23 protein-coding genes, 1 tRNA gene and 1 pseudogene are annotated in these 26,234 nt (G+C 51.8%); 14 read left to right on the top strand and 11 right to left on the bottom strand.

Annotated elements, in window-relative coordinates:
* Nucleotides 1-9: 9 nt before the first annotated feature.
* Genes ABLV12_RS00385 through ABLV12_RS00375 form a run of 3 tightly spaced genes read right to left on the bottom strand, consistent with a single transcriptional unit; the run spans nucleotide 10 to nucleotide 2,218 of the window.
* Nucleotides 10-1,401 (bottom strand): PTS galactitol transporter subunit IIC, encoded by a 1,392-nt coding sequence (locus tag ABLV12_RS00385; RefSeq protein ID WP_148720823.1) that lies wholly within the window; start codon nucleotides 1,399-1,401, stop codon nucleotides 10-12.
* Nucleotides 1,402-1,412: 11 nt separating this feature from the next.
* Complete coding sequence (locus ABLV12_RS00380) at nucleotides 1,413-1,694, bottom strand: PTS sugar transporter subunit IIB (RefSeq protein ID WP_064372026.1); 282 nt, start codon at nucleotides 1,692-1,694, stop codon at nucleotides 1,413-1,415.
* Between the two features lie 59 nt (nucleotides 1,695-1,753).
* On the bottom strand, nucleotides 1,754-2,218 hold the full coding sequence (locus ABLV12_RS00375) for a PTS sugar transporter subunit IIA (protein ID WP_064397274.1): 465 nt from the start codon (nucleotides 2,216-2,218) through the stop codon (nucleotides 1,754-1,756).
* A 427-nt stretch (nucleotides 2,219-2,645) separates the two neighbouring features.
* On the opposite strand from ABLV12_RS00375, the gene ABLV12_RS00370 reads away from it, so the two are divergent.
* The 6 genes from ABLV12_RS00370 (at nucleotide 2,646) to ABLV12_RS00345 (ending at nucleotide 9,736) form a co-directional block, all read left to right on the top strand.
* A complete protein-coding gene (locus ABLV12_RS00370) occupies nucleotides 2,646-3,497 on the top strand; it encodes an aldo/keto reductase (RefSeq protein WP_049095056.1) in 852 nt (283 codons plus the stop codon).
* 26 nt (nucleotides 3,498-3,523) lie between these two features.
* Nucleotides 3,524-4,513: an aldo/keto reductase gene (locus ABLV12_RS00365; protein WP_064397271.1), complete on the top strand. Its 990-nt coding sequence runs from the start codon at nucleotides 3,524-3,526 to the stop codon at nucleotides 4,511-4,513.
* A gap of 436 nt (nucleotides 4,514-4,949) precedes the next feature.
* Nucleotides 4,950-7,451 (top strand): phosphoenolpyruvate--protein phosphotransferase, encoded by a 2,502-nt coding sequence (ptsP, locus tag ABLV12_RS00360; protein ID WP_063444333.1) that lies wholly within the window; start codon nucleotides 4,950-4,952, stop codon nucleotides 7,449-7,451.
* A 23-nt stretch (nucleotides 7,452-7,474) separates the two neighbouring features.
* Nucleotides 7,475-8,494 carry a fructose-specific PTS transporter subunit EIIC gene (locus ABLV12_RS00355; RefSeq protein WP_049591598.1) on the top strand — a complete coding sequence of 340 codons (1,020 nt, stop codon included), beginning with the start codon at nucleotides 7,475-7,477 and terminating at the stop codon, nucleotides 8,492-8,494.
* A gap of 1 nt (nucleotide 8,495) precedes the next feature.
* Complete coding sequence (locus tag ABLV12_RS00350) at nucleotides 8,496-9,350, top strand: AraC family transcriptional regulator (protein ID WP_032729062.1); 855 nt, start codon at nucleotides 8,496-8,498, stop codon at nucleotides 9,348-9,350.
* Nucleotides 9,347-9,736 (top strand): fructose PTS transporter subunit IIB, encoded by a 390-nt coding sequence (locus tag ABLV12_RS00345; protein WP_001515329.1) that lies wholly within the window; start codon nucleotides 9,347-9,349, stop codon nucleotides 9,734-9,736. The genes ABLV12_RS00350 and ABLV12_RS00345 overlap by 4 nt, the downstream gene beginning before the upstream one ends.
* A gap of 97 nt (nucleotides 9,737-9,833) precedes the next feature.
* On the opposite strand, the gene ABLV12_RS00340 is transcribed toward ABLV12_RS00345, so the two are convergent.
* Genes ABLV12_RS00340 through ABLV12_RS00330 form a run of 3 tightly spaced genes read right to left on the bottom strand, consistent with a single transcriptional unit; the run spans nucleotide 9,834 to nucleotide 13,291 of the window.
* On the bottom strand, nucleotides 9,834-10,574 hold the full coding sequence (locus ABLV12_RS00340) for a phosphatase (RefSeq protein ID WP_004105529.1): 741 nt from the start codon (nucleotides 10,572-10,574) through the stop codon (nucleotides 9,834-9,836).
* 56 nt (nucleotides 10,575-10,630) lie between these two features.
* Nucleotides 10,631-12,625 carry a transketolase gene (tkt, locus tag ABLV12_RS00335; RefSeq protein WP_064397266.1) on the bottom strand — a complete coding sequence of 665 codons (1,995 nt, stop codon included), beginning with the start codon at nucleotides 12,623-12,625 and terminating at the stop codon, nucleotides 10,631-10,633.
* Nucleotides 12,626-13,291 (bottom strand): HAD-IA family hydrolase, encoded by a 666-nt coding sequence (locus ABLV12_RS00330; RefSeq protein WP_064397264.1) that lies wholly within the window; start codon nucleotides 13,289-13,291, stop codon nucleotides 12,626-12,628. It abuts the gene before it with no gap.
* 362 nt (nucleotides 13,292-13,653) lie between these two features.
* On the opposite strand from ABLV12_RS00330, the gene ptsP (ABLV12_RS00325) reads away from it, so the two are divergent.
* The 5 genes from ptsP (ABLV12_RS00325) to tal all read left to right on the top strand — a co-directional run bounded on the left by ptsP (ABLV12_RS00325) (nucleotide 13,654) and on the right by tal (nucleotide 20,114).
* Nucleotides 13,654-16,164, top strand: coding sequence for a phosphoenolpyruvate--protein phosphotransferase (gene ptsP, locus ABLV12_RS00325; protein WP_064397262.1), 2,511 nt, complete (start codon nucleotides 13,654-13,656; stop codon nucleotides 16,162-16,164).
* A 60-nt stretch (nucleotides 16,165-16,224) separates the two neighbouring features.
* On the top strand, nucleotides 16,225-16,545 hold the full coding sequence (locus ABLV12_RS00320) for a fructose PTS transporter subunit IIB (RefSeq protein WP_001515335.1): 321 nt from the start codon (nucleotides 16,225-16,227) through the stop codon (nucleotides 16,543-16,545).
* A 167-nt stretch (nucleotides 16,546-16,712) separates the two neighbouring features.
* Nucleotides 16,713-17,816 carry a PTS fructose transporter subunit IIC gene (locus tag ABLV12_RS00315; protein ID WP_348866706.1) on the top strand — a complete coding sequence of 368 codons (1,104 nt, stop codon included), beginning with the start codon at nucleotides 16,713-16,715 and terminating at the stop codon, nucleotides 17,814-17,816.
* Between the two features lie 9 nt (nucleotides 17,817-17,825).
* Nucleotides 17,826-19,079 (top strand): class II D-tagatose-bisphosphate aldolase, non-catalytic subunit, encoded by a 1,254-nt coding sequence (locus tag ABLV12_RS00310; RefSeq protein WP_001515338.1) that lies wholly within the window; start codon nucleotides 17,826-17,828, stop codon nucleotides 19,077-19,079.
* Between the two features lie 84 nt (nucleotides 19,080-19,163).
* On the top strand, nucleotides 19,164-20,114 hold the full coding sequence (gene tal, locus ABLV12_RS00305) for a transaldolase (RefSeq protein ID WP_064397413.1): 951 nt from the start codon (nucleotides 19,164-19,166) through the stop codon (nucleotides 20,112-20,114).
* A 68-nt stretch (nucleotides 20,115-20,182) separates the two neighbouring features.
* Here tal and ABLV12_RS00300 read toward each other — a convergent pair whose 3' ends face one another.
* From ABLV12_RS00300 to ABLV12_RS00280, 5 genes and pseudogenes are all read right to left on the bottom strand, one after another.
* Complete coding sequence (locus ABLV12_RS00300) at nucleotides 20,183-21,076, bottom strand: LysR family transcriptional regulator (protein WP_335269744.1); 894 nt, start codon at nucleotides 21,074-21,076, stop codon at nucleotides 20,183-20,185.
* Between the two features lie 26 nt (nucleotides 21,077-21,102).
* A pseudogene (locus ABLV12_RS00295) lies at nucleotides 21,103-21,168 on the bottom strand (DUF4102 domain-containing protein); the annotation flags it as partial.
* A 163-nt stretch (nucleotides 21,169-21,331) separates the two neighbouring features.
* Nucleotides 21,332-21,405: transfer RNA gene (locus ABLV12_RS00290), tRNA-Gly, on the bottom strand.
* Nucleotides 21,406-21,485: 80 nt separating this feature from the next.
* Nucleotides 21,486-22,211: an amidase activator ActS gene (gene actS, locus ABLV12_RS00285; RefSeq protein ID WP_004105542.1), complete on the bottom strand. Its 726-nt coding sequence runs from the start codon at nucleotides 22,209-22,211 to the stop codon at nucleotides 21,486-21,488.
* Between the two features lie 89 nt (nucleotides 22,212-22,300).
* Nucleotides 22,301-23,197 (bottom strand): LysR family transcriptional regulator, encoded by an 897-nt coding sequence (locus ABLV12_RS00280; protein WP_016809684.1) that lies wholly within the window; start codon nucleotides 23,195-23,197, stop codon nucleotides 22,301-22,303.
* A gap of 215 nt (nucleotides 23,198-23,412) precedes the next feature.
* Here ABLV12_RS00280 and ABLV12_RS00275 point away from each other — a divergent pair, with 215 nt between their 5' ends.
* From ABLV12_RS00275 to ABLV12_RS00265, 3 genes are read left to right on the top strand one after another with little or no spacing between them, the layout of a single operon-like run.
* Nucleotides 23,413-24,906: a UbiD family decarboxylase gene (locus ABLV12_RS00275; protein ID WP_064397256.1), complete on the top strand. Its 1,494-nt coding sequence runs from the start codon at nucleotides 23,413-23,415 to the stop codon at nucleotides 24,904-24,906.
* Nucleotides 24,907-24,918: 12 nt separating this feature from the next.
* Nucleotides 24,919-25,497 (top strand): UbiX family flavin prenyltransferase, encoded by a 579-nt coding sequence (locus ABLV12_RS00270; RefSeq protein ID WP_049591568.1) that lies wholly within the window; start codon nucleotides 24,919-24,921, stop codon nucleotides 25,495-25,497.
* A gap of 14 nt (nucleotides 25,498-25,511) precedes the next feature.
* Nucleotides 25,512-26,228, top strand: coding sequence for a DUF554 domain-containing protein (locus ABLV12_RS00265; RefSeq protein ID WP_004105549.1), 717 nt, complete (start codon nucleotides 25,512-25,514; stop codon nucleotides 26,226-26,228).
* Nucleotides 26,229-26,234: the final 6 nt, after the last annotated feature.

Raw genomic sequence — 26,234 nt, 5'->3', positions numbered from 1 at the left:
TAGACAGGATTATTTTGCTGCCGGAATATCAGCCGAGGCTGCTTCGTTTTCTGCTGCCTCTTCCGCTTTCAGCTGTTTTTTAGTTACACGATATAACCACAGGCACAGAAGGAAGATGACAGGAATAAGAACCAGAGCAATGGTATTGCCTTCAAAGATTTTGACTGCCCAGAAACGATACGGGTTACCACCATCCAGCAGGCTGGAAATTTCACCGTCCGTTTTCATCGGGAAATTCATATCCCTTGCAATTTTGGTCAGGATTGGTGCTGCGGCCGAAGCCACATACAGGTTCACAGCCAGGCATGGAATGCCAATGATGAACGCCCTGACAATATTGCCTCGACAGGCCAGTACCACCATGGAAATCGGTACCCAGATGTTCGCCAGGTCACCCAGTGGCAGCAAACGGTTACCTGGTAGAACCACCGCCAGCAATACCCCGACGGGGATAAGCAGCAGCGCAGTAGACAGTACTGACGGATGCCCCACCGCAACCGCGATATCCAGACCGATATACAGATCGTGACGGTCAGGGTAACGTTTTTTGAGAAAGCTACGCACGGCGTCAGACAGCGGCAGCAGGCCTTCCATCAGCAGCTTAACCATGCGGGGCATAATCAGCATTACCGCACCGAGGCTCATCGCCAGGTTGAGGACACCTTTGACATCATATTCTGCAAGCAGGCCAATCCCTGCCCCCAGAATCACCCCCAGCATCATCGGCTCACCAAAGACGCCAAAGCGCTTTTGGATCTGATCCGGATCGGCATTCAGTTTGTTAATGCCCGGGATTTTATCGAGCACCATATTCCCCAGCACGCCGATCGGGAAGAAAATAACCGATGACAGTGTGGGTAGCGAAATCCCGGGCAGGTTGAAGTACTTCTGGATCATCGGAGCACACCAGTCAGCCATCACAAAGGTAATCGCTGCGGTGACACCGGCAATCAGCAGGCCAAAGAAGAAGTTGCCCGTCACCCCGTAAACCATGGCGCCGACCATCGAAAAATGCCAGAAGTTCCAGACATCGATATCGACCGTCTTGGTCCAGTTCAGGGTTAGCATCAGTACGTTAATACCGATCGTCATCGGTACAACAAATGGTGCGACCTGCGAGGCCCATGCAATGGCAGCCAGCGGAGTCCAGCCCAGGTCAACAACCGGTAAATCGATCCCGGTGTGGCTGACCATTTCTTTGGCAGCCGGCCCCAGGCTGTCGACCAGTAAACCAAAGACCAGAAAGATGCCGATGAAACCCATACCGATGGTCAGTGCCGAGCGTAATGCCCGGCTGAAACCTGTCTGAAGACACATTGCCATGATAAATATAATTATCGGCAACATGATCGTCGGTCCGAGCCCCAGAATGTACTGGACGGCGGCAAATACTTTATCCATCATGCTCACCTTTATTGTTTAAGGATGGCTACGATTTTTTCCAGTAATTCTTCTTCGCCAAATCCGGTCAGCAAAGGAAGGCCATTCAGGACCGGGGTTTTCAGTTCCGTCTTAACCGCTGATGTCACGATAATTAAATCAGCCATGCCATCCTGTTTGCCAATGGTGCCGATATTGGACTGAATGGGTTCAACGTTAATACCCTGGCTTTTGCAATACTGAACTACTTTTTCAGTTGCTACCGCAGAAGTTGCAATACCACTGGTACAGGCGAAGATAATTTTTTTGTTCATTTCAGACTCCAGATATTTATTAGGATAATGAAGTAATACAATACTCATGCTTAGGGTTTTTAATAAAGATTCTTTGCCAGAAGTTCCATAACGTCATCCTTTGATTTCGCCCAAAGGATTTGGTCCATTTCATTGCTACGCTGAAAAAGCGAAATGAGCTTCATCAGAAATTCAAGATGCGCATATTTTTCCTTCAGCAGTAAAAAGAAAATGACATTCACTTTCATGGTGGAGTCGGGATCTTCAGCTTGATTAAATACGATCCCTTCAGGGCAGGTGACCACAACCAGTTTCTCTTCCCGGACATGCTCAACATCGACATGAGGGATCGCGACCCCCATTTTTTCCAACTGCATTGCCGTGGGATGATTTTCTTCGCGGGCGATCAATGCCTCCGGGTAGCTCTGTTCTACATAGTTTTTTGAAAGCAATAACTTACTGACAGAATTGAAAAGAATGTTTCTATCCAGGGGGGGCTCATTCAGGAGAACGAGTTCAGGTTCAAGTCTAGAATTCAAAGACATAACAGTTGGCCTCATAATGGCTGTCAATGTTTAAATTTGCAAACAGATGACAGGTATACTTGTCTATGTACAACTATATTCAACTTGTCTGAAAGTTACTCCTAACCACATAAATAACGCAACCTGTGTCGTTAAAATTTGAGCCTGAGTTCACAAAAAAGTATCTACCTGTTTTCTAACATGGATGGCCAAAACAAAAAAATACTAAATAAAAATCAATAAGTTACATTATGTTGGTAACCTTATTCATTTTCCATGGACTTGAGTCCATACAAAGAGTCTAAATTCCGTTCTTTGCACAAAGCCGACCATCAACCTCCCTCCAAATTAATGAACACATCTAATAAGCCCTAGCTAATTACCCCATCTAATCGAATAAATCACTTTGCGTTATGCTTTTTCAACACAACAGCTGAAGGATAACGTCATGCCAACTGTAAAACTGAACAATGGTATTGAAATGCCCCTGCTGGGCTTTGGTGTCTTCCAGATGACGGATGCTGCTGAATGCGAAAGAGCCGTTATTGATGCCATCGATACGGGATACCGCCTGATCGATACCGCCGCGTCTTACCAGAATGAAACCCAGGTCGGGAACGCGCTGAAACAGAGCGGTATCGCCCGTAACGAGCTCTTTGTCACGACCAAACTGTGGCTGCAGGATACGAATTACGAAGGCGCTAAAGCCCAGTTCGAACGCTCTCTGAATCGGCTACAACTTGATTACGTCGACCTGTATCTGATTCACCAGCCTTATGGCGATGTCCATGGGGCATGGCGTGCTATGGAAGAATTGCAGCAGGCAGGCAAAATTCGCGCCATTGGCGTCAGCAACTTCCATCCTGACCGACTGGCCGATCTTATCGCCTTCAACAACGTTTCCCCGGCGGTAAACCAGGTTGAAGTTAACCCCTTCAACCAGCAGCTGCATGCCGTGCCATGGATGCAAAGCCGTGGCATTCAGCCAGAAGCCTGGGCTCCGTTTGCAGAAGGAAAAAATGGTCTGTTTGAGCATCCCATGTTAACGGCGATTGGCCAGAAATACGGTAAAAGCGTGGGCCAGGTTGTGCTGCGTTGGATTTTCCAGCGAGGCATCGTTTCACTGGCGAAGTCGGTGCGAAAAGAACGTATGGCAGAGAACATCAGCATTCTCGATTTTGAACTCAGCGCTGAAGATATGCTGCTGATTACCGCTATCGATACCGCCACCAGCGCTTTCTTCTCCCACCGCGATCCTGCCAGAGTTGAATGGTTGGCCAGCCGCAAACTGGACGTTTAAGTCGCGATAAAAGAGGTATTCATTCAATGCAAAAACGTTATTTGGGTCAATCCCGACTCGAAGTCTCCGCACTTGGGCTCGGTTGCATGGGATTAAGCCACGGCTACGGCCCGGCGACCGATACTCATCAGGCTATCGAGCTCATTCGCGCAGCAGTTGAACGTGGCGTCACCTTCTTCGATACCGCTGAAGTGTATGGCCCCTTTCTTAATGAAGAGGTGGTCGGTGAAGCCTTAAAACCATTTCGTGACCGCGTGGTCATCGCCACTAAGTTTGGTTTTACTTTTGGCGACGACAACAAGCAGCAGATTTTAAACAGCCGCCCGGAGCATATCCGAGAAGCTGTGGAAGGATCATTACGCCGTCTAAAGACTGATGTCATTGATCTGCTGTATCAACACCGTGTCGATCCAGATGTCCCGATTGAAGATGTTGCGGGAACGGTGAAAGACCTGATCGCTGAAGGCAAAGTTAAACATTTCGGTCTGTCCGAAGCGGGTGCGCAAACTATTCGTCGTGCGCATGCCGTACAACCTGTCACTGCCCTACAAAGCGAATACTCAATGTGGTGGCGCGAGCCTGAGCGGGAGATCCTGCCGTTGCTGGAGGAATTGGGTATTGGTTTTGTACCCTTCAGTCCATTAGGTAAGGGCTTCCTGACAGGATCGATTAGGCCAGGAACCACTTTTGGCAAGGATGACTACCGCAGTACAGTGCCGCGTTTCGCCGGGCAGGCGATTGAAGCCAATGAAAAGCTGGTTTCATTGCTGGGTGAACTGGCGGCAGAGAAAGGCGTGACGTCTGCACAAATCGCGCTGGCGTGGCTGCTGGCACAAAAGCCGTGGATTGTGCCTATCCCTGGCACCACGAAACTGCACCGGCTGAAGGAAAACCTGGGGGCCGCCGACATCATCCTTTCTCAGGATGACTCACGGCAGATAACCCAGGCGCTTGAAACGATTAAAATCGTCGGCGAACGTTACTCCCCTGAACATCAGGCTCGCGTGGGCCGTTAATACCCGGACGGGTCCGTGCTCTATTGCGGACCCTTATTTCGTTTGATTAATCAGGCAGATAACTCAGATAGTTTTGAATCAGATACATATCTGCTAACGCCATAGTGATAGATGCCGCCGGAGAAGTCGTGAATAGACATGCCGGAAACAGATTATCCTGCCTACCCCCGCACCATTTCATGAACCTGTTTGTATTAGCTTTAAATTTGTGATCCATATTGCAAAAACGGTTCAAAAGCCAGAAACAAAAAAACAAACTAAATCAAACAAGTAATTGAGAATTAATCATTCATAAATATGACAAAAGTCACAAAATCACAATCAGGTTACTATTTTTAAGAAAAGGTCACTTTTTTACTATGTCATCACCGTTGCGAACAGGGAAAGATAGCGAGATCGGCAACACATTGACGCGCGAAGGCATTCAGGAGTCGAGATGGCGGTGGTTATAACCTATGTATGTGAGCTTCACGAAGGTGTTCATGCCCGGCCTGCCGGATACATCGCGCGGCTATGTAATCTGTTCCGGGCAGATATCGACTGGGAAAACACCCGTACGGGACTACTGGCAAATGCGAAAAGCGCCCTCTCGCTGATTGCCAGTGACACGCTGGTAAACGATACATGCCGCATCACCCTTTGCGGAGAGGATGAAACGCAGGCCGCAGTCCAGTTGCGCACGCTGCTTTCCGATCTCCCGACTTTTAGCCTTGAACCGGAACCAATAACCACGCAGGGGTATCTGCCCCGCTGCCTGCGCGAGTTGAACCCACAGGTGATTCAGGGAACTCGCATAAATAAAGGCGCAGCCATCGCCAGACCACAGATAATGCAGAGCCTGACTTTCACCGATATTATCGCCCGCAATCCAGGGTATATCGGCAATATTGAAAGTGAAAAAGCCCGCTTTCTTACCGGATTAGATGCGTTACGCGTAGAGCAAGAGGCCGCACTCGGAAAAAACCAGGGTATTGAACACGATCTTATTGCGGCACATCTATCTCTGATAACCGACATCGCATTTCAGGATAGTGCGATCGGTTATCTGAATAACAACATGAATGCCTGGTCGGCCATCGCGCAGGCGTCCCTTGACTTTTGCCATCAGCTTGAGCGCTCGCCTAGCCAGTATCTGCAGGAGCGCGCCCTGGATATTCTTGATATTGCGACGCAGCTCATCAGTGCGATCTATGGCGAACAGGCTCTGGCTTACCACCCACCTTTGCTAAATGAACCGACAATTGTTTTCGCCAGTCATCTGACCCCCAACCAGTTTCTGGCGCTAAACCGCAAACACCTTGCAGGTCTGGTGCTCTCCTCTACGGGGAAAACCTCCCATACAGCCATACTGGCTCGTTCGTCAGGTATCCCAACCCTGGCGGATATCGATTTTTCATCGCTGGATTTCGATGTCGATCAGCTGATAATCATTGATGGTGAGCCGGGGATCCTGATTACCCATCCGGATGAGAAAGTTCTGCGCTACTACCGTCATGAAATTGCCGTCCAGCAGGATATGCAGCAGCGGCTGCGGGAAAATGCTTTAGCGCCCGCAAGAACCCGCGATGGGCATCGCGTAGAGGTAGCCGCTAATATTGCAAGCCTGGCCGAAGCGCAGGCGGCCTTTGAAAACGGCGCGGAAAGCATCGGCCTGTTTCGCACCGAGATAACATATATGGGCCGCGATTACCCGCCCTCCTGCGCTGAACTGACAAACCTGTATAAACAGGTTGTTACTCTGGCAGGGGGGAAGCCCGTTATCTTTCGCACCTTCGATATCGGCGGTGATAAACCGGTTGGATACCTAAGCGTCGACAATGAAGAAAACCCGTTTCTTGGTTTCCGGGCAGTGCGTACTTATCCGCAATATCGCGACCTTTTTTCCACCCAACTGAAGGCTATTCTGAGCGCCTCAACATCAGGTAAAGCCAAAATTATGCTGCCGATGATTTCTCGGGTGGAAGAACTTATCTGGTGTCGTGAGGTACTGGAATCGGTTAAACAGGAGATGCGCCACGAGGGTCTGGCATTTGATGAACAGACAGCGCTCGGAATCATGCTGGAAGTACCTTCGGTACTCTTTTCTATGGCAGAGATGGCAGAACATGCGGATTTCTTCAGCGTGGGCAGTAATGACCTGACGCAATACTTTTTCGCCGCAGACCGAGGTAATGCACAGGTAAAAACGCTTTATGACAGTTGCACGCCACCGTTTTTACGCGCCCTGCAATTCGCAGTGAAAGAGGCTCATCGCGCCGGTAAGCCTGTCGGGTTGTGCGGTGAACTCGCTGCTGACGAAACCATTCTCCCACTGCTTATCGGCATTGGCTTTGATGAATTGAGTATGAACTGCACCGCGATTCCGGGGATTAAGCACGCCCTGGGCCAACTCAGTGCCGGAGATTGCCGGTCGCTGACGCAGAATCTTTTGCAAAATCACAACGCACAACAGTTCAAAGCCGCATTACAAAACTCGAGCGTTAGTGCGGCGCAAAAGCCGCTACTGTCGCCGGAGATGGTTTTATGGGGAATTGACGCCGCTGATAAAAACGAGGCTATCAAAATGATGGTTGATAACCTGTGGCTTCAGCAGCGCACCAATACACGTGACAGGCTCTGCAGTGATATCTGGGCTCGCGAAGTGCCTTTTCCTACCGTCGTTGGCTCGGGCTTTGCTATCCCCCATGCCCAAACGGACGCTGTCAGGGATTCCTCCGTCAGTATTGCCACGCTCAGGCAACCTATCGCCTGGGGCGGCGTCATGGTGGATACCCTGTTCATGCTGACGATTAGCAAATCCGCGCAGGATAACGAGCATATGAAGTACTTCTCCAGCCTGGCGCGCATGCTCATGAATGATGAATTTGTCAGCCAGATTAAAGCGGCAAAAAGCCCGGAAGCGCTTTACACGCTGATATCCAGAACTCTGGTCTTCTGAGCAGCAAACGTTACGAGGCTGACATGTTAAAACTATTAAAAAATACTAAACGACATTTTATGACCGGCGTCTCCTACATGATCCCGTTTGTCGTCGCTGGTGGTGTTCTGTTGGCGCTCGCGGTGATGTTTAACGGGGAAGCCGCCTTACCGGACCATGGTTTCCTGAAGGCCATGTCGCAAATTGGTATGGCTGGCTTAACCCTGTTTATCCCCATCCTGTCAGGATTTATCGCGTATTCGATGGTCGATAAACCGGGCATCGCGCCGGGTGCCATCGGCGGCCTGATGGCTTATCAGATGGGCGCCGGATTTTTAGGCGGCATGCTCTCCGGGATTATTGCCGGGCTGGTCGTCTATGTTCTGTTGAACCTGATCGCCCGGCTTAAAATCCCCCACTTCCTGCGCATGGTATTACCGATATTTATTATTCCGCTGATCGGGACCTTCCTCACCGGCATGGCGGTGTATTACATCATTGGCGACCCGATTGCCGGGCTGATGAAGTGGCTTAGCGTCTGGCTTGGCAATATGCAGGGCGCGTCGTTTATTATCCTCGGTACCATCCTGGGCTGCATGATCGCCGTTGACATGGGCGGCCCAATGAATAAAACCGCTTTTTTCTTTGCTGTTGCACTGATCTCAACGAACCCGCAGCTGATGGCGGCAGTCGCTGCCGCCGACTGTACTCCGCCTCTGGGGCTGGCGCTGGCAACCTTTCTGTTTAAAGACATCTTTAATGATGTGGAGCGAGAAGCCGGTAAGCCAGCGATAATTATGGGCTTTATGGGGATAACAGAAGGGGCAATTCCGTTTGCGGCGGCGGATCCGGTACGGGTGATCCCGGCAATTATGCTTGGCAGTGCGGTTGCGGCGATCCTCTCACTATGGTTTGGCGCAACCAACGCCGCCCCGTGGGGCGGACTTATCGTATTACCGGTAGTCAGCAACCATTTTGGCTACATCGTTTCGGTGGTCGCCGGGAGCATCACCACCGCCTTTGCGGTGAAAGTCCTGAAGACAGTTATCAAACCTCGGGCATAATATGGCTACATTTATTCAATCTATTCTCAGTGAATTCAGCGCTCAGGGCTCGATAGACAAAGGCGTCATGGTAGCTAACGGCAATACGCAGGCTCCGGCGATGGCCTACCATCTGCACGTTCCGCGCATTGAGTTGACGGTAAAGGGCACACTTCGCATGCTGCTGCCGAAAGGCGTGGACCGCATCGTGAAATATGAACGTCCGGTCGGCACCATCACCTATATCCCCGCCAATAGCTGGAACTCGCCGCTGTGGGAAAGCCCGGTTATTTGCATGTCGATAGTCTTCTGGAAGCAGGACGTCGGTTTCAGCATCAGCAACTGGGATGGCACGCAGTTTAAAGAGGTAGAGAAGTACAATCTGCAAAACTCCAGCAGTACGGTTCGCGATCGGCTTCTCGACCTGGCTGAATCGCTGGCGTGGTCGCAAGATACCACCAGCGAGACCTTTGCCCACGTGGTCTATGCGCTGCTTAACGACCTGCTATATCAAATTACCGATGGCCTGAATAACCAGCGGGCTCCCTTCTCACTGCTGGACGAAATTAAGAGCCATATCGATAGTCACTACCACACGGACATTAGCCGGGAAAGCGTCGCCGAAACGTTTAATATTTCCCCAGGCTATCTGTCGCGTCTGTTTTCGAAGGAGTCAGACGTGAAATTTAACGAATATCTCAAGTTAGCCCGCATTTCACGTTCAAAAACGCTGCTGACCAATACCAATCTGAAAATAAACGAAGTTTCAGAAAAGTGCGGTTTCACAGATACTAACTATTTCTGCAAGGTGTTTCGCGATATCAACGACTGTACGCCGCTTGAATACCGCCGCAAAAATAAAGGAGCAAGATCATGACCACTCGTGCAACAAGAGATGAGATTCAGCCTTTCTCCAGCGAACGTCATCTGCATATTGTGGCGGTGACCGCGTGCGCGACCGGCGTGGCGCATACGTACATGGCCGCAGAGCAGCTGGAAAAACTGGCGAAGCAGTATCACTTTGCGATCAAAATTGAGACTCAGGGCGTACTGGGGCTTAAGAATCCAATTACCGATAAAGATATTTTCGAGTCTGAGCTCACCATCATCGCATCCGATATTACTATCGATAATCCTTCACGCTTTGAGGGTTGCCGTATTCTGAATGTTTGTATTAATTCGCTGTTACTCAAACCAACTGAGGTTATCGCCGCCATTCGTAAGTCTTTAAATCTGCCGCGAGGCAACGTTATTGACCTGTAGGTGGTTTTCCCTGGCTCTAACAGTCCAGTCTCAAAACCGCACAGACACGCCGAACTTCCTCTCCCATTATTGGGAGAGGGTTTAACCCACAAGATTTTTAGCCAGGAAGCGCATAAAGCTCGGCTATCCGCCCCCCGCCGTGCTGTTCCAGAAACGTCAGCACTCGTCGCACAGAGGTATTCAGCACTCTTGATGCTGGAAAATCAGCCTCCACCAGCAGATGCTGACAGGCGCTAAAGTCCCCCAGAGAAAACGCGCTGTGTGAATCGCTACCCAATGAGAGAAGTCCGCCGCTGTCGCGCACGGCTGCTACAATTTTGCGACAGTTCCCCTCACTGCCCTTACGTGAATGGACGAAAGAGGCGTTATTGACCTCCAACGCCACATGACACTCCTTAGCCACGGCCACCACCGCCGGGATATCAATCGGATACTCCGGGTTACCGGGGTGGCTGATAATATGCACCTTACCGCTCGCTATTACTGCAATCAGCGCATCGGTATTGGTGGTAATGTCCGCTGGCGCAAACACCTGCTTATGGAATCCAGCAATCACTAAATCCAGCGACGCACGCATTTTGTCGCTACAGTCGGTCTCACCACCAGGTTTGATATTGGCCTCAATACCGCGCAGGATCCCCACACCATCGACAACGCGCGGCAGCACACGCAAATTATTAAAGTGAAACGGATGCGGCGCATCAACCATTTCCGGGCCATGGTCGGTAATGGCGATCAGGCGAATATGTTTACGCACCGCGGCGGCGATATAGTCATGAACCGTGCTATAGGCGTGGGTGCTGGCCAGGGTATGCATATGAAGGTCAACGGGATACATGTTATCTCTCCCTTTAATGAAAAGCGGCCCCTTAGCATGTAAGGGGCCGTTAAAGGTTAAGCCAGAAGCGCTTTTGCCTGCTGCAACACCACCTCAACGGTAATGCCAAACTCCTGATAAAGCTGTTCCGCCGGGGCGGACTCGCCGTAGGTCTGCATACCGATAATCGCGCCATTCAGCCCGACATATTTAAACCAGTAATCCGCGATCCCCGCTTCCACGGCAATACGCGCAGAAACCGCCTGCGGCAACACCGCTTCACGATACGCCGCATCCTGCTTGTCGAAGACATCGGTGGACGGCATGGAGACCACCCGTGCCTTCACACCTTCAGCCGTCAGTTGCTGCCATGCGGCTACCGCCAGCTCCACCTCCGAGCCGGTCGAGATAAGGATCAGCTGCGGTTGCCCCTCGCAATTCTTCAGTACATAGCCGCCGCGCGCGATATCCTGCACCTGCTGCCAGGTCCGTTCCTGCTGGGTCAGGTTTTGCCGGGAAAAAATGAGCGCAGTCGGACCGTCCTGTCGCTCAACACCATATTTCCACGCCACCGCCGATTCAACCTGATCGCAGGGACGCCAGGTGCTGAGGTTCGGCGTCATGCGTAGTGAGGCAATCTGCTCGACCGGCTGATGGGTCGGGCCATCTTCGCCCAGGCCAATGGAGTCATGGGTATAAACCATCACCTGACGCTGCTTCATCAGCGCCGCCATGCGCACCGCGTTGCGTGCGTATTCGACAAACATCAGGAACGTCGAGGTGTACGGCAGGAAGCCACCGTGCAGCGCAATACCGTTGGCGATAGCGGTCATACCGAACTCACGCACGCCGTAGTGAATGTAGTTCCCGGCGCTGTCTTCGTTAATCGCTTTAGAGCCGGACCACAAGGTCAGGTTCGATGGAGCCAGATCCGCAGATCCGCCGAGGAATTCCGGCAACAGCGGACCAAAGGCTTCAATCGCATTCTGCGACGCTTTACGGCTGGCGATTTTCGCCGGTTTGGCCTGCAATTTTTCAATAAACGCCTGCGCCTTGCTGGCAAAATCTGCAGGCAGTTGCCCATTCACCCGACGGGTAAATTCATCTGCCAGCTCGGGGAACGCTTTCGCGTATGTGGCAAACTGCTGGTTCCACGCAGCCTCCTTAGCCTGCCCTGATTTGCGGGCGTCCCACTGCGAAGCTATCTCAGTGGGGATAACAAACGGTGGATACGGCCAGTCCAGCGCTTCACGCGTTGCCGCCACTTCAACCTCGCCCAGCGGCGCGCCGTGGACATCATGAGTACCCGCTTTATGCGGAGAGCCAAAACCAATCACCGTTTTGCAGATAATTAACGTCGGCATGGTGGTAATCGACTTTGCAACATCAATCGCGGCACGGATGGATTCAGGATCATGCCCATCGACTCCGCGTACCACATGCCAGCCGTAAGCCTCAAAGCGTTTGGCGGTGTCGTCGGTGAACCATCCCTCGACGTGACCATCGATAGAGATGCCGTTATCGTCGTAGAACGCCACCAGCTTACCGAGCTTCAGCGTCCCGGCCAGGGAGCAAACTTCATGAGAAATGCCCTCCATCATGCAACCGTCGCCCATAAAGGTATATGTGAAGTGATCGACAATGTCGTGGCCCGGGCGGTTAAATTGCGCCGCGAGAGTTTTCTCGGCGATAGCCATGCCGACCGCATTGGCTATCCCCTGCCCCAGCGGCCCGGTGGTGGTTTCGATGCCCGCGGTGTAACCCACTTCCGGGTGCCCCGGCGTTTTCGAATGCAGCTGACGGAAGTTTTTCAGCTCATCAATCGGCAAATCGTAGCCGGTAAGGTGCAGCAGGCTGTAGAGCAGCATTGAGCCGTGACCGTTGGAGAGTACAAAACGGTCGCGGTTGGCCCACGCGGGGTTATTCGGGTTATGGTTGAGAAAATCCCGCCACAGGACTTCGGCAATATCCGCCATTCCCATCGGTGCGCCCGGATGACCGGAATTTGCCCGCTGAACGGCATCGACACTCAGCATACGGATGGCATTGGCCAGGGTTTTTCGTGATGACATTTAAAACTCCCTCTGAATCTTAAGTAAAAAATCTGCCTCGCCCTTGCGCATTACGCGCAGGTCGAGGTAGTTATCAATGGTTTTCCAGGTATCGATATCGTGAACTACAGACTGGCGGGTCAGGACTTCAACCACCACGCACCCTGCCTGGGTGGCAGAAAGCAGACCGGCAGTGGAGTCTTCAAAAGCGAGGCAATTAGCGGGAGAAAGACCGAGTCGGGCTGCACCCGTCAGGAACGGCTCCGGATGCGGCTTGCCATGATGAATATCTTCGCTGGTCACCAGCACCGGCGGAACGGGGAAACCGGCTTGTCGGATCCGTGCTGAGGCAACCTTCAGCGACCCGGAAGTCACAATGGCCCAGGGGACCTGCAACTGCTCAAGCTGGCGGAGAAAATCAACAGCCCCGTTAACCGCAGTGATGCCGTCAGTATTGCTCGCTTCAAACTCTTCCAGCGCGAGAAATTCGTCGATGATGATCTGTTCGCTGGCATCGGGCATAAAGTGGCGCAGCGTACTCAAAGCGGGTTTACCGTGGAGATAATGGCATACCGCCCTCGGATCCAGCTCTTTTGTAGTGGCCCATAAACGCCAGGAGGCCTCAACGAAATTCAGCGAGTTCACCAGCGTCCCGTCTAAATCCAGTAATATTCCACGAAAATGCATCGTAATTACCACAACGAAATAAATAGAGTGTGTATTATTTTGTACTCCATTACCCATGACCATTGAATAGAAAGAAAGTCACTTTAATAGCAATTACGTGACCACTGCTCACCCGTTAATAATAGTGCGGCTGCCATCACAATTACTTAAATCATCTCGCAATACACACATCACAGTAATTCTATATAATTTCATGACCTCGATCACAAAATAATAATCAGACTTTTTTATTCAAGCAAAGGTCACTTTTTTTCTATTCAAAGCTAGCTGAGAACGATGAAGGATATAAAACATGAAAGGCAGGCACTCAAACCTGCAGAAAAAATTAATTAGCCAGGGCTAAAAGATTATCGGGAGCAATGATGTCACAGATAATTACGTATCAATGTGAGCTGAAGGATGGTATTCACGCCAGACCGGCGGGACATATCGAACGATTGTGTAATACCTTTCAATCTGAGGTGTGCTGGAATAATATTCGCAGCGGCATTCAGGGTAATGGTAAAAGCGCTCTCTCGATTGTCGCCACCGATACCTTACTCAACGACGCCTGTGAAATTACCATCAGCGGTAAAGATGCTGCAAACGCGGCTCAGCAGCTGAGTGCGCTGCTTAAAAAACTGCCCTCCTTCGAGGTTAGCCATGCAGATGAAGCCGCAGAGCCTGCGGGCTATCTCCCGCGTTCGCTGCGGGAGACTCAGCTCAGTTTTATTCAGGGTTCACGCATCAGCGGCGGTGTTGCCATTGCCAAACCCGTTCGTATTCAGAGTCTGTCTCTGGACGAAATGCTGGCGCGTAACCCGGGCGGTGAGTATTCCACGGAGCATCAGCAGCGTATTTTTCTGGCGGGTTTAGAGGCGCTTAAGCAAGAGAAGCAGGCTGCGCTGGAAATTAAAAAAGGCGTTGAACACGATATTTTACAGGCGCATTTTTCCATTATCACCGATGCGACCTTTCAAAGCCATATCTCCTCGGCGATTTCCGGTGGTGACAATACCTGGGATGCGGTGATTAAAGCTGCAATGGAATTCTGTGAAATTCTTACTCGCTCATCAAGCAAATACATTAAAGAGCGGACCCTGGATGTTCTCGATATTACCGGACAATTACTTTCTGCGATCTATGGCCCGGGTATATTACCGCAGAACAGTCTTGAATTAACGCAACCATCGATTATTCTGGCCAACAGTCTGACACCAAGTCAGTTTCTCGGGATCAATAAAGAGTTTCTTGCCGGGATGGTATTATCCGCCACGGGTAAAACGTCGCACACCGCAATCCTTGCACGTTCGCTCGGTATCCCGACTCTGACAGATATTGATTTTTCCACCCTGCAGCTGAATGCAGACATGGACATTATTATCGATGGCAATCCGGGTATTTTAATTATCGCACCGGATGAGAAAGTTCTGCGCTATTACCAGAATGAAATTGCCGTTCAGCAGAGTATGCAGCAGCAAATGCTGGCTAACGTCTATCAGGCAGCAACCACCAGCGATCATCATAGCGTTGAGATAGCCGCCAATATTGCCAGCCTGGCGGAAGCCGAGGCAGCCTTCAGTAACGGCGCTGAAGGCATCGGACTATTTCGTACCGAAATGTCATTCATGGACCGCGAATCCGCACCGGACTACCACGAACTGGCTGAGCTCTACAGCCAGGTGATACAGATTGCACAAGGGAAGCCGGTTATCTTCCGCACCTTCGACATTGGCGGTGATAAGCCTGTCGACTATATGAGCATCGGCGAAGAAGAAAACCCGTTTCTCGGCTTCCGGGCGGTGCGAACTTATCCGCGTTATCGCGACCTTTTCGCCATGCAGCTCAAGGCTATCCTCAGCGCCTCGGCTTTTGGCGATGCCAAAATCATGATCCCGATGATCGCCAACGTTGATGAAGTTATCTGGTGCCGTGAAGTCCTCGAAGAGGTCAAAAGTACGATGCGTGATGAAGGGCTGGCATTCAACGACAGCATCTCGCTCGGCGTGATGCTGGAGATCCCCTCCGTTATCTTCGCGATTAGCGAAATAGCGGAATACGCGGATTTCTTCAGCGTGGGCAGCAACGACCTGACGCAGTACTTTTTTGCCGCCGACCGTGGAAATACGCAGGTTGAGGCGGTATACGATAACTATGCTCCGGCATTCCTGCGCGCCATGCAGTATGCCGCCGCCGAAGTCCACCGCGCGGGCAAGTGGATAGGTATCTGCGGAGAGCTGGGTGCCAGCAAAGATTTTCTGCCGCTGTTCGTTGGCATGGGCTTTGACGAACTCAGCATGAGTGGCACCTCTATTCCGGGTGTAAAACATGCGCTGCGGGAGCTGAGTTTTGCCAAATGCCAGGGGCTGGTACAGGATATTGTGGCGTTAAAACGTTCCGCTGATGTCAAAGTCGCGCTGAGTTCACCGGACGTAAAAGCGGTCAGCAAAATGCCGATCCTCGCTCCAGAGTTTATTCTCTGCGGACTACAGGCCAGCGATAAAAACGAAGTTATCAAAAAGATGACCGACAATCTGTGGCTGCACCATCGCACCGATAATCGGGATCAATTAACCGATGATATCTGGGCCCGCGAAGACTCATTCTCCACCGCCGTGGGCTATGGCTTCGCCATTCCGCACACCAAGTCAGACCATATTCACTACTCCACCATCAGTATGGCAACCCTTGCGTCGCCCATTATGTGGGGCGATCAGGAAGTCGAAACCGTATTCATGCTGACGGTGAGTAAATCCGCCGACCCTAATGAGCATATGAAATATTTCTCCACGCTTGCCCGAAAGCTAATGAAAGAGGATTTCCGCAATGAAATAAAACAGGCCGAAAACGTCAACGTACTCTACAACCTGATGGCCAATACTTTGGCCGTATGAAATCAGGATTTATTAAGCAATGTTTAAAACCACAGCCAAATAAAAAATCAGGAGTCACTCATGAAGATTGTCGGAGTCGCAGCATGCATTACCGGTGTCGCCCACACCTATATGGCACAGGAAGCTATCGAGCAGGAGTGCAAAAAAAGAGGTTATGACGTCAAGGTCGAAACTCAGGGCGGCATGGGAATTGAAAATGAATTAAGCGAAGATGAGATTGCCGAAGCGGACGTGGTTATTCTGGCGATTGCTATTGGTATAGAAGGCGTCGAGCGTTTTGAAGAAAAAGAAGACGCCGGACTGGTTATTTCGCTGAACCCGGCAGAAGTGGTTCGCGATCCAGCAGCGATTATTGACCGGGCTGAAAAACTGGTGCAATAAAACAACCCACCGGTCCTTATTTACTTTCGACATTCGGTACCGGTGAATAATAACGTTAATTAAATTTCTGCGAACTCTTTATTTAAATTACGACGCAAACGCGTCCGGGGATGATTGTGCCTGAATATCGCAGTCATCATAAAAATAAAGGGTCCTGGAGGATGAAAATGTCGGAAAAAATGAAAGTCATCAAGGATGATTTAGTTAAAGCATTCAGTACCGGGGTGTCATATATGATGCCGGTGGTGGTGGTCGGCGGTATCTGCCTGGCACTCTCCTTGATTGGGGGTGAGCCGGTCGCGGGTAAAGGCATGGTGGTGACCAACCCATTCTTATTAAACCTCGGCGCTATCGGCAGCGCGGGCCTCGGAATGATGATCCCGGTGCTGGCGGCTTATATCTCCTACTCTATCGCCGGTAAACCGGGGCTGACTCCGGGTTTAATCACCGGTTTTATGGCCAGCACGCCGCTGGGCACAGACCACGTGGTAACCGGTTTTCTGGGGGCGATGCTGCTCGGTATTCTCAGCGGCTACGTGGCTAAATGGGTAAAAGGCTGGAAAGTCGGTAAGGTGCTGATGCCGGTTATGCCGATCATGATTATTCCTATCGTCTCAAGCGTCATCGTCGGCATGCTCTATCTGTATGTACTGATTGGACCCATCGGTTTTGCCATGAAATGGCTGGTTTCCATGCTCTCCCATATGCAGGGAAGCAGTGGACTGGTACTTGGTCTGATTGTCGGTGCCATGGCAGCCTTTGATATGGGTGGCCCGGTAAATAAAACCGCAACGGCATTTACTCTCGCATTAATGGCTGAAGGTATTTATGGTCCTAACGGCGCTTACCGTGTTGCCTGCGCTATTCCGCCACTGGGCATTGCTCTCTCTACTTTTATTTCACCACGTAAATGGGCTGAAGATGAAAGACGAATGGGAACCTCTGCTGCCTTTATGGGGTTAATTGGCATTACCGAGGGCGCCATTCCTTTCGCCGTTAAAAACCTGAAGACCGTTCTGCCATCAATAATTATCGGCAGCGCTGTCGGTGCCGGCCTGGCAATGGTTCACGGCGTTGAATCTATGGTTCCCCACGGCGGGTTAATTGCTATCGCAGGCGTCAATAAAGCACCTGTATGGTATGCCATCGATATGGTTATCGGCGTTATTGTCACCGCAATCTGCCTATATATTCTGCGCCCCAACATAAGCGAGCCGGTAAAAAAAGAGTCGGCTAAAAAAACAATCACTTCTGATATGAATAAAGTCTGAGGAGTCATCATGAAAAACACAATGAAACAGTACGTCGATTATATTGTTAACGGTGGAAAATCAACAATGCTGGGAATTGGCCCCATGTCTCCGGCATTAATTCAGGCCTGTTTTGAGCTGGGTAAAGAAAAAGACCTGCCGCTGATGTTTATTGCCAGCCGCAACCAGGTTGATGCAGATGAGTTTGGCGCGGGTTACGTTAACAACTGGGATCAATTTCGCTTTGCCGCCGACCTGAAAGCGATGGCGGAAAAAGTCGGCTTCGACGGTGATTACTTCCTCTGTCGTGACCATGGTGGCCCATGGCAGCGTGATAAAGAACGTAAAGACCATATTCCGGAAGCCGAAGCGATGGCGCTGGCGCGCCGCTCTTATCAGGTAGATATGGACGCCGGTTTCGACCTGTTGCATATCGACCCGACAAAAGACCCGTATGTCGTCGGTAAAGTCATTGATATCGAACTGGTGCTGAGTCGTACCGTTGAGCTGATCCGCTTCTGCGAAGAGTACCGTAAGGCAAATAACCTGAAGGAGTTCTTCTATGAAGTCGGAACTGAAGAGACCAATGGCGGCCTGACCGACGTAAGCGCCTATGAAGGGTTTATTATCGAGCTGAATAAGCGTCTTGCTGCCGAATCGCTACCGCAGCCGCTGTTTATCGTTGGTCAGACCGGAACCCTGACCCGCCTGACCAAAAACGTTGGCCATTTTAATGATAAGCAGTCCGCAGAGCTTTCGGCTATCAGCACCCGTCACGGCGTCGGTCTGAAAGAGCATAATGGTGACTATCTTCCGGATGAGATCCTGTTGAAACATCCAGGTCTGGGCATCACGGCAATGAACGTCGCCCCAGCCTACGGCACCATTGAAACCCGCGCTTATCTGAAGCTGGCGGAAGTCGAGAAAGATCTGGCAGCGAAAGGCTTTATCAAGTCAGCATCTGATTTAAAAACCGTCCTGACCCGCGAGTGCGTGCTGAGCCACAAATGGGAAAAATGGATGACCGATGAGCACAAAAATAAGTCCGAGGAACAGATCTTTAACGAGCCGGAATTGTTGAAAGAGATTCTCGAACTCAGCGGCCACTACAACTACGAAAAACCAGCGGTAGTCAAAGAGATGCAGACCATGTTTGCTAATCTGAAGTCGTTTGGTGTCGAACCCGAGCGTTATGTGGTTAATAAAATTAAAGATATGATCCAGAACGAAGCAGAGTGCTTCAATATGCCAGGCCTGACCACCCGCGTCGCGCAGGCAAAATAACCACCTATCCAGCTTAGCAATAAGGAGCGGGCTCTGGCCCCTCCTTGCTATTTGCTGCCCAATTATGAAATACAGGTTTATGCCATGAATCAGCTTGAACAACTAAAGCAGCGAACCACAATTGTTGCCGACAGCGGGGATATTGACAGCATTATGGCTTACCAGCCTGAAGATGCGACCACCAACCCTTCGCTTATTTATAAAGCGGCGCAGCTTCCGCAATACCAGAAACTGGTGAAAGATGCCGTCGCGGCGGTGAAGTCCCGCCAGAATGGAAAGCCGGTACAGCCTGCGGATATTGCCGATTACCTGGCGGTGAGTATCGGGGTGCTGATCCTGAAAAACGTTCCGGGTCGTATTTCAACTGAAGTGGATGCTCGCCTCTCGTTTGATACCCAGGCCAGTATTGCTAAAGCGCGGGAAATTATTGCACTGTATGAAGAGAAAAGTATTGGTAAAGATCGGGTTTTGATTAAGCTTGCTGCCACCTGGCAAGGGATCCGTGCCGCAGAAACGCTGGAAAAAGAGGGTATCCAGTGTAACCTCACGCTACTGTTCTCCTTTGCCCAGGCCAGAGCCTGTGCCGATGCCAATGTTTTCCTGATTTCCCCGTTTGTGGGCCGTATCTACGACTGGTACAAGAAAAACAACCCTGATACCACCTTCACCGTCGAGAACGATCCGGGTGTCGAATCAGTGCAGAAGATCTATCGCTTTTATAAAATGCACGGCTACCGCACCGTGGTGATGGGGGCCAGTTTCCGTACGCCGGAACAGGTGCTGGCGCTTAACGGATGCGATCGTCTGACCGTTTCCCCGGCGTTGCTGGCGCAGTTGCAGCAAACTCAGGGGGCGGTACCAATGCCGCTGACGTATGAAGGTGAAATCCAGGCGAAGCCCACAGCGATGACCGAGGCTGAGTTCTACTGGGCTCATAATCAGGATGCGATGGCAGTGGAAAAGCTCGCCGAAGGTATTCGCCTGTTTGCCGTGGACCAGAACAGTCTTGAGGCACTGCTGAGTCAATATCTGTAAGCTCCCCTTGCAAATATCCTATGCAGGTAGTTGATTCTTAGACGGGTCCGCAGTAAATATCGGACCCATTATTCCACATAGCGAAGTGCATCGATCATCAGCGCAAAAGCGGGCGGATGCTGCTTACGGCTCGGGTAGTAAAGATAGTATCCGGGGAAAGATGGGCACCAGTCCTGCAGAACCTGAATAAGCTCTCCTGACTTTATATAATCCTGCACCCTGTCTTCAGGTATGCAGGCAATGCCAAAACCAGATAACGCCGCATCAATCCTTTCTGCCTGCAGATTAAACGTGACCTGCCCTTCCACTCTGACCCGTAGCGGTTTCCCTTCCTTCTCAAACTCCCAGTGGTAAAGCCCACCGGCTGTCGGCAGGCGCATATTGATACACCGATGATTTTGCAGCTCGTGCGGCGTTTCAGGTGCAGGATTTGCAGCGAAATAAAACGGCGCTCCTACCACAGCCATTCTCATATCCGGCCCAATTCTTACCGCAATCATGTCCTTATCCACGCTTTCGCCCAGGCGGATCCCGGCGTCAAAACGCCCCTCAACAATATCGACAAAGCCGTTATCAACCACCAGTTCAACATTGATTTCCGGATATTCCCTGAGGAAGGGTTTTAGCTTCGGCCATACCAGACTTCGCGCAGCATGCTCCCCGGCAGATAAACGGATATTGCCAGAGGCGGTGCCGTTCAGTTGAACCAGCGATTCCAGCTCCTGCTCGAGATCGGCAATACGCGGTTCAAGGCAGGCAATAATTCTCTCACCGGCTTCTGTAGGGGCAACGCTTCGGGTCGTACGGGTCAGAAGGCGTATATTCAGCCTTTCCTCCAGGGCCTTCATCGCGTGGCTGAGTGCAGACTGAGAAACGCCCAGTTTACCCGCCGCTTTGGTGAAACTTCGCTCCCTTGCTACTACAAGAAAGATTTGCAGTTCGTTGAAATTTTCTTTGAGCATCGGCGATTTCCTTAAAAACCAACGCTATCGGCCAGTTTCCAGGGGTTCTCTTTGGGTTTAGCAGTTTCAACCTGACGAGCAGTCAGCTTCATTGGGGTACCTCTCAGCAGGGGGTACAATTATACCCCCATCCATACCCCCACATTGAGCTTGACCCTGGGGGAGTACAATTGAGTTCAATAGACTAATAGAATGCTATAACTGCTGATTTATCAAGGGAAAATTGAGTTGAGTGGACTTCAGGAGACTTGAGTCTGGAGCGGGCGAAGGGAATCGAACCCTCGTATAGAGCTTGGGAAGCTCTCGTTCTACCATTGAACTACGCCCGCGAGGAGGTGCGAGGGTCATTATAGACCTTACGCACCCGCTGACAAGCCCATAACAGGCTAACTGTCGATAAAATAACCTTTTAGCACTTAGGCTTACTGCCCTGCGGCGGCAAATAGCGCAGCGGGTCGATCGCCGTCGCCCGGTAGCGAATCTGGAAGTGCAGGCGCACGGAATCCGCATCCGAGCTGCCCATGGTGGCAATCTGCTGGCCGATCTTCACGCTCTGGCCGTTATTCACCATCAGCTTGTCGTTGTGTGCATAGGCGCTGATATAGTCCTCATTATGTTTAATCATAATCAGGTTGCCGTAGCCGCGCAGCTGGTTACCCACGTACACCACTTTGCCCGCCCCTGCCGCATACACCGGCTGGCCGCGCTTACCGGCAATATCGATACCTTTATTGCCGCCATCGCTGGTGGAGTACGGCAGTATAACTTTGCCGCTGGTCGGCCAGCGCCAGCAGCGTTGCCCGACCGGCGGCCAGGAGGATTGCGGCACCGCCGAAGATGGCGTCACGGCAGCGGTGCGCTTCGCGGAGGATTTCTTGCCGGATGCCCCCGCCTTCGCCGTGGCCCCTGAACCACTGTTCAGCTTCAGCTTTTGCCCAACCTCGATGGTATAGGGAGGTGAAATATTATTGAGACGGGCGAGATCCCTGACGCTGGTGCCAGTGGAACGTGAAATAGCGTACAGCGTATCGCCGCGCTTCACGGTGTAGGTGGACCCGGAATCGGATGAGCTGGAACACCCCGCGACGATCAGGCTGCTCAGCAACATTATTGCAATAACAAAGCGTTTTCTCATCAGGCGTCCTGCGCTTAACACGTACATTCACCTCTCAACCAGAGGCGATTATCATACCAGTCCCTAAGGCAATCCCCAATCGCTACCCTTCATACAGAAGTATTAAACGGATAGCCATGCGTAATAATATCCATCAACGCGGGCAGATAAGGCATAGACGGCAATTTTACCAGCGCCGGGTAGAATATTTGCGGCGAGGGGAAAACATCGACCACGTAGCACTGGTTAAGCTTATCAGCATCCACTTCAGAAGAAGGTAGCAGCGTCGCAGCCTGCAGTCCGGACTCCAGCCAGTCGAGAATTACGCCCGGCTGCGTAATGTGCATAATCACCTTCGCGTTGACCCCGGACTTACGAAACAGCTCCATTAGCATCTCGTAAGTCCCTGAATCTTTTGCTCTATGAAGTAATACCAGCGGCAGCGCCGCCAGCGATGTGTAGCTATACGGATTAGACGGCGGCTCCGGCAGGCAGCTTTTATTGATCACCGCGACCAGCTTAATCGGGTCAAAAGAGACATAATCAAAGCCTTCGCTACGGTAGGGGCGCTGGATTAAGGCTAAATCAATTGCGCCCTCGGTTAATAACGTTTCGAGATGGCTGGAGTCAGTAACGGAAATATTTATGGAAGTGTCGGGATGACGTCGATATACCTCCATCAGCAATGCTTTAAAATAATTCTGATAGAGATGAGTTAAGCCGATTCTCAATTCAGTTCTGTTTTTGTGCGCAATATCCGTCGTTTCCCGCGCCGTATCCTCTACCTGGCGTAATATTTCACACGCTTTTCGATAGAGAAAAAAACCGGCTTCCGTAGGCTCAATGCGGTTTCCCCGGCGAACAAAAAGCGATACCTGAAGCTCCTCTTCCAGCTCCTGAATTCGCTTGCTGAGCGGCGGCTGCGCCATGTTCAGCGACTTCGCCGCCTGGCTCACCGAACCTTGTTCCACCACCCGACAAAAATAGCGTAAGCGCTTTAAATCCATCATCATTATCCGCAGTGTAATTTATCACCAGTATCACACTTAGCCGGAGAAATAAAAAGCCGCAGCGTTGCTCCTCATATTAATTAATCATTATTTAACACCTTGTTAAAATAAACTTTTTTGATCTACTGACCATCCGGTAAACGGTATTTGTTTATCCGCGCCAGGGAAAATATTGTGCCGGGAGCAAAGCTTCTTTTCCGAAGGAATATCCCATGACAAATAGTGATAACAAAACACCCTCATCGGTACATGATTTACGCTCCGCGCTGGAGCTGCTGAAAACGCTTCCCGGCGAGTATGTTGAAACCAATACCGAAGTCAACCCGCACGCCGAACTCTCCGGCGTCTATCGTTACGTAGGCGCCGGCGGGACCTGCCAGCGTCCGACCCGCAAGAATGGCCCGGTCATGGTCTTCAATAAAATCAAAGGTTTTGAAAATATCAGCGTGGCGATTGGCCTGAATGGCTCCCGCCAGCGCGTCAGCCATTTTCTCCAGTGTGAACCGGCTAAACTGGGGCATCTGCTGAAGGATTCAGTAGAAAACGCAATAGCCCCGGTGATGACCCAGGGCGCAGCGGTATGCCAGCAAGTGGTCCATCTGGCAAGCGATGCCGATTTCGATCTGCGCAAGCTGCTGCCGGCACCGACGAATACCGAAGAAGACGCCGGCCCCTATATTACGATGGGCCTGTGCTACGCCTCCGATCCAGAAACGCATGAGTCCGATATCACCATTCATCGCCTGTGCGTCCAGAGCCGCGACGAACTCTCCATGTGGCTAACGCCCGGCCGCCATATCGATGCTTTTCGCATGAAGGCGGAAGCGGCAGGCCAGCCGCTGCCGATTTCAATCAGTATCGGCGTCGATCCGGCCATTGAAATTGCCGCCTGTTTCGAGCCGCCGACCACCCCGCTGGGCTTCAACGAGTTAAGCATCGCCGGCGCGCTGCGCGGCAAAGCGGTGGAGATGACGCAGTGTAAAACCATTAACGAGAAAGCGATCGCCCACGCTGAGATCGTGATTGAAGGCGAACTGCTGCCCAACGCGCGCGTACGAGAAGATCAGAACACCCATACCGGCCGCGCGATGCCTGAGTTTCCGGGCTATACCGGCGAAGCTAAAGAGGCGATTCCGGTCATCAAAGTGAAAGCCGTCACTCACCGTATCAATCCTATCTGGCGCACCACCGTAGGACCAGGCGAAGAACACGTCAATATGGCCGGTATCCCGACCGAAGCCAGCATTCTGGATATGGTCGAACGCGCGATGCCTGGCAAACTGCTGAACGTCTTTGCCCATTCGGCTGGCGGCGGCAAGCTGCTGGCGGTGCTGCAGTTCAAAAAATCCTCCCCGGCGGACGAAGGGCGCCAGCGTCAGGCTGCTCTGCTGGCGTTCTCAGCCTTCCCGGAACTGAAGCACGTCATTCTGGTTGATGAAGACGTCGATATTTTCGACAGCGACGACGTGCTTTGGGCCATGCAAACCCGCTACCAGGGCGATGTCGATACAATCACTATTCCCGGCGTTCGCTGCCATCCGCTCGATCCGTCGCAGGTACCGGAATACAGCCCGAGCATCCTGCAGCAGGGAATGTCCTGCAAAACGATATTCGACTGCACGGTGCCGTTCCATCTGAAGCACAACTTCCAGCGCTCCAGATTTAAAGAAGTGGACGTGAAGCGCTTCCTGCCGGATTTCGAATAAAAGGAGAACCTCATGACGGCACGCATCATCATTGGTATCAGCGGCGCATCCGGGTTTCAGTACGGCGTTAAGGCGCTGGAGCTACTGCGCCCGCATCCCGTTGAAGTCCACCTGGTCGTCTCTAAAGGCGCGGAAAAAACCTGCGAGCTGGAGACGAATTACCGCCTGGACGAGGTGATGGCGCTGGCCGACGTGGTGCATCCCATCGCCAATCTTGGCGCAGCTATCTCCAGCGGTTCATTTAAAACGCTGGGGATGCTGGTCGCGCCGTGTTCAATGCGTTCTTTAGGCGCCATCGCCCACTGCCTGACCGACAACCTGCTCACCCGCGCGGCAGACGTGGTGCTGAAAGAACGTCGCCGCCTGGTGCTGCTGGCCCGGGAAACGCCGCTGAACCTCGGCCACATCCGCAATATGGCCGCCGTAACCGAAATGGGCGGAATTATCTTTCCGCCGGTCCCGGCGCTTTACCAGCGTCCGCAAACGGCGGACGACATCGTTACCCATAGCGTCAATCGCGCGCTCGATCTGTTTGACCTGCAGGTCAACAACATCCCCCGCTGGGGTGAAGGCGAGCTACGTTTTAATTAACCGGAAATTATTCAATGTTAATCGGCCCATATGTAAACGGAGCCGCCGTGATTATCGGCGGACTCATCGGCGCTGCGGCGGGCGGCAAGCTCCCCGAGCGCGTCAAAACGGCGCTGCCGATGACCTTCGGCCTGTGCTCTGTTGGTCTTGGTATTACGCTGGTGCTCAAAGTGAAATATATGCCCGCCGTCGTGCTGGCAATGGTGATTGGCGCCATCCTCGGCGAACTGCTGCATCTGGAAAAGGGCATCGGTAAAGCCGCAGGTTCCACCCGCGGTTTGATCAACAAAGTGCTGCCGCCGGTCAATGGCCTCGGCCATGAAGAGTTTACCGAGAAATTTGTCGCCATCCTGGTTCTGTTTTGCGCCAGCGGCACCGGTATTTTCGGCGCGATGACCGAAGGCATGAGCGGCGATCCGTCAATTCTGTATATCAAAACGATTCTCGATCTATTTACCGCCGGGATTTTCGCGACGCTGCTGGGCTACGCGGTGATGACCATTGCTATCCCGCAGGTCATTATTCAGGTGGCGCTGGCGATGCTGGCGGTGGTTATTCTGCCGTCGATCTCGCCTGATATGATGGCGGATTTCTCCTGCGCCGGCGGGCTGCTGATGGTGGCGACCGGGTTGCGTATCTGTAACATTAAGCTCTTTCCGGTAGCCAACATGTTGCCAGGGCTTGTTTTGGTAATGCCTTTGTCCCATTTATGGGCTACCCTAGTGGCCTGAGTACAT

It is taken from the genome of Klebsiella sp. CN_Kp100 (assembly GCF_040065315.1).
In the GTDB taxonomy this organism is placed as follows: domain Bacteria; phylum Pseudomonadota; class Gammaproteobacteria; order Enterobacterales; family Enterobacteriaceae; genus Klebsiella; species Klebsiella oxytoca.
Note: the sequence above shows the minus strand (reverse complement) of the source record. Positions and strands in the feature narration are given on the sequence as shown.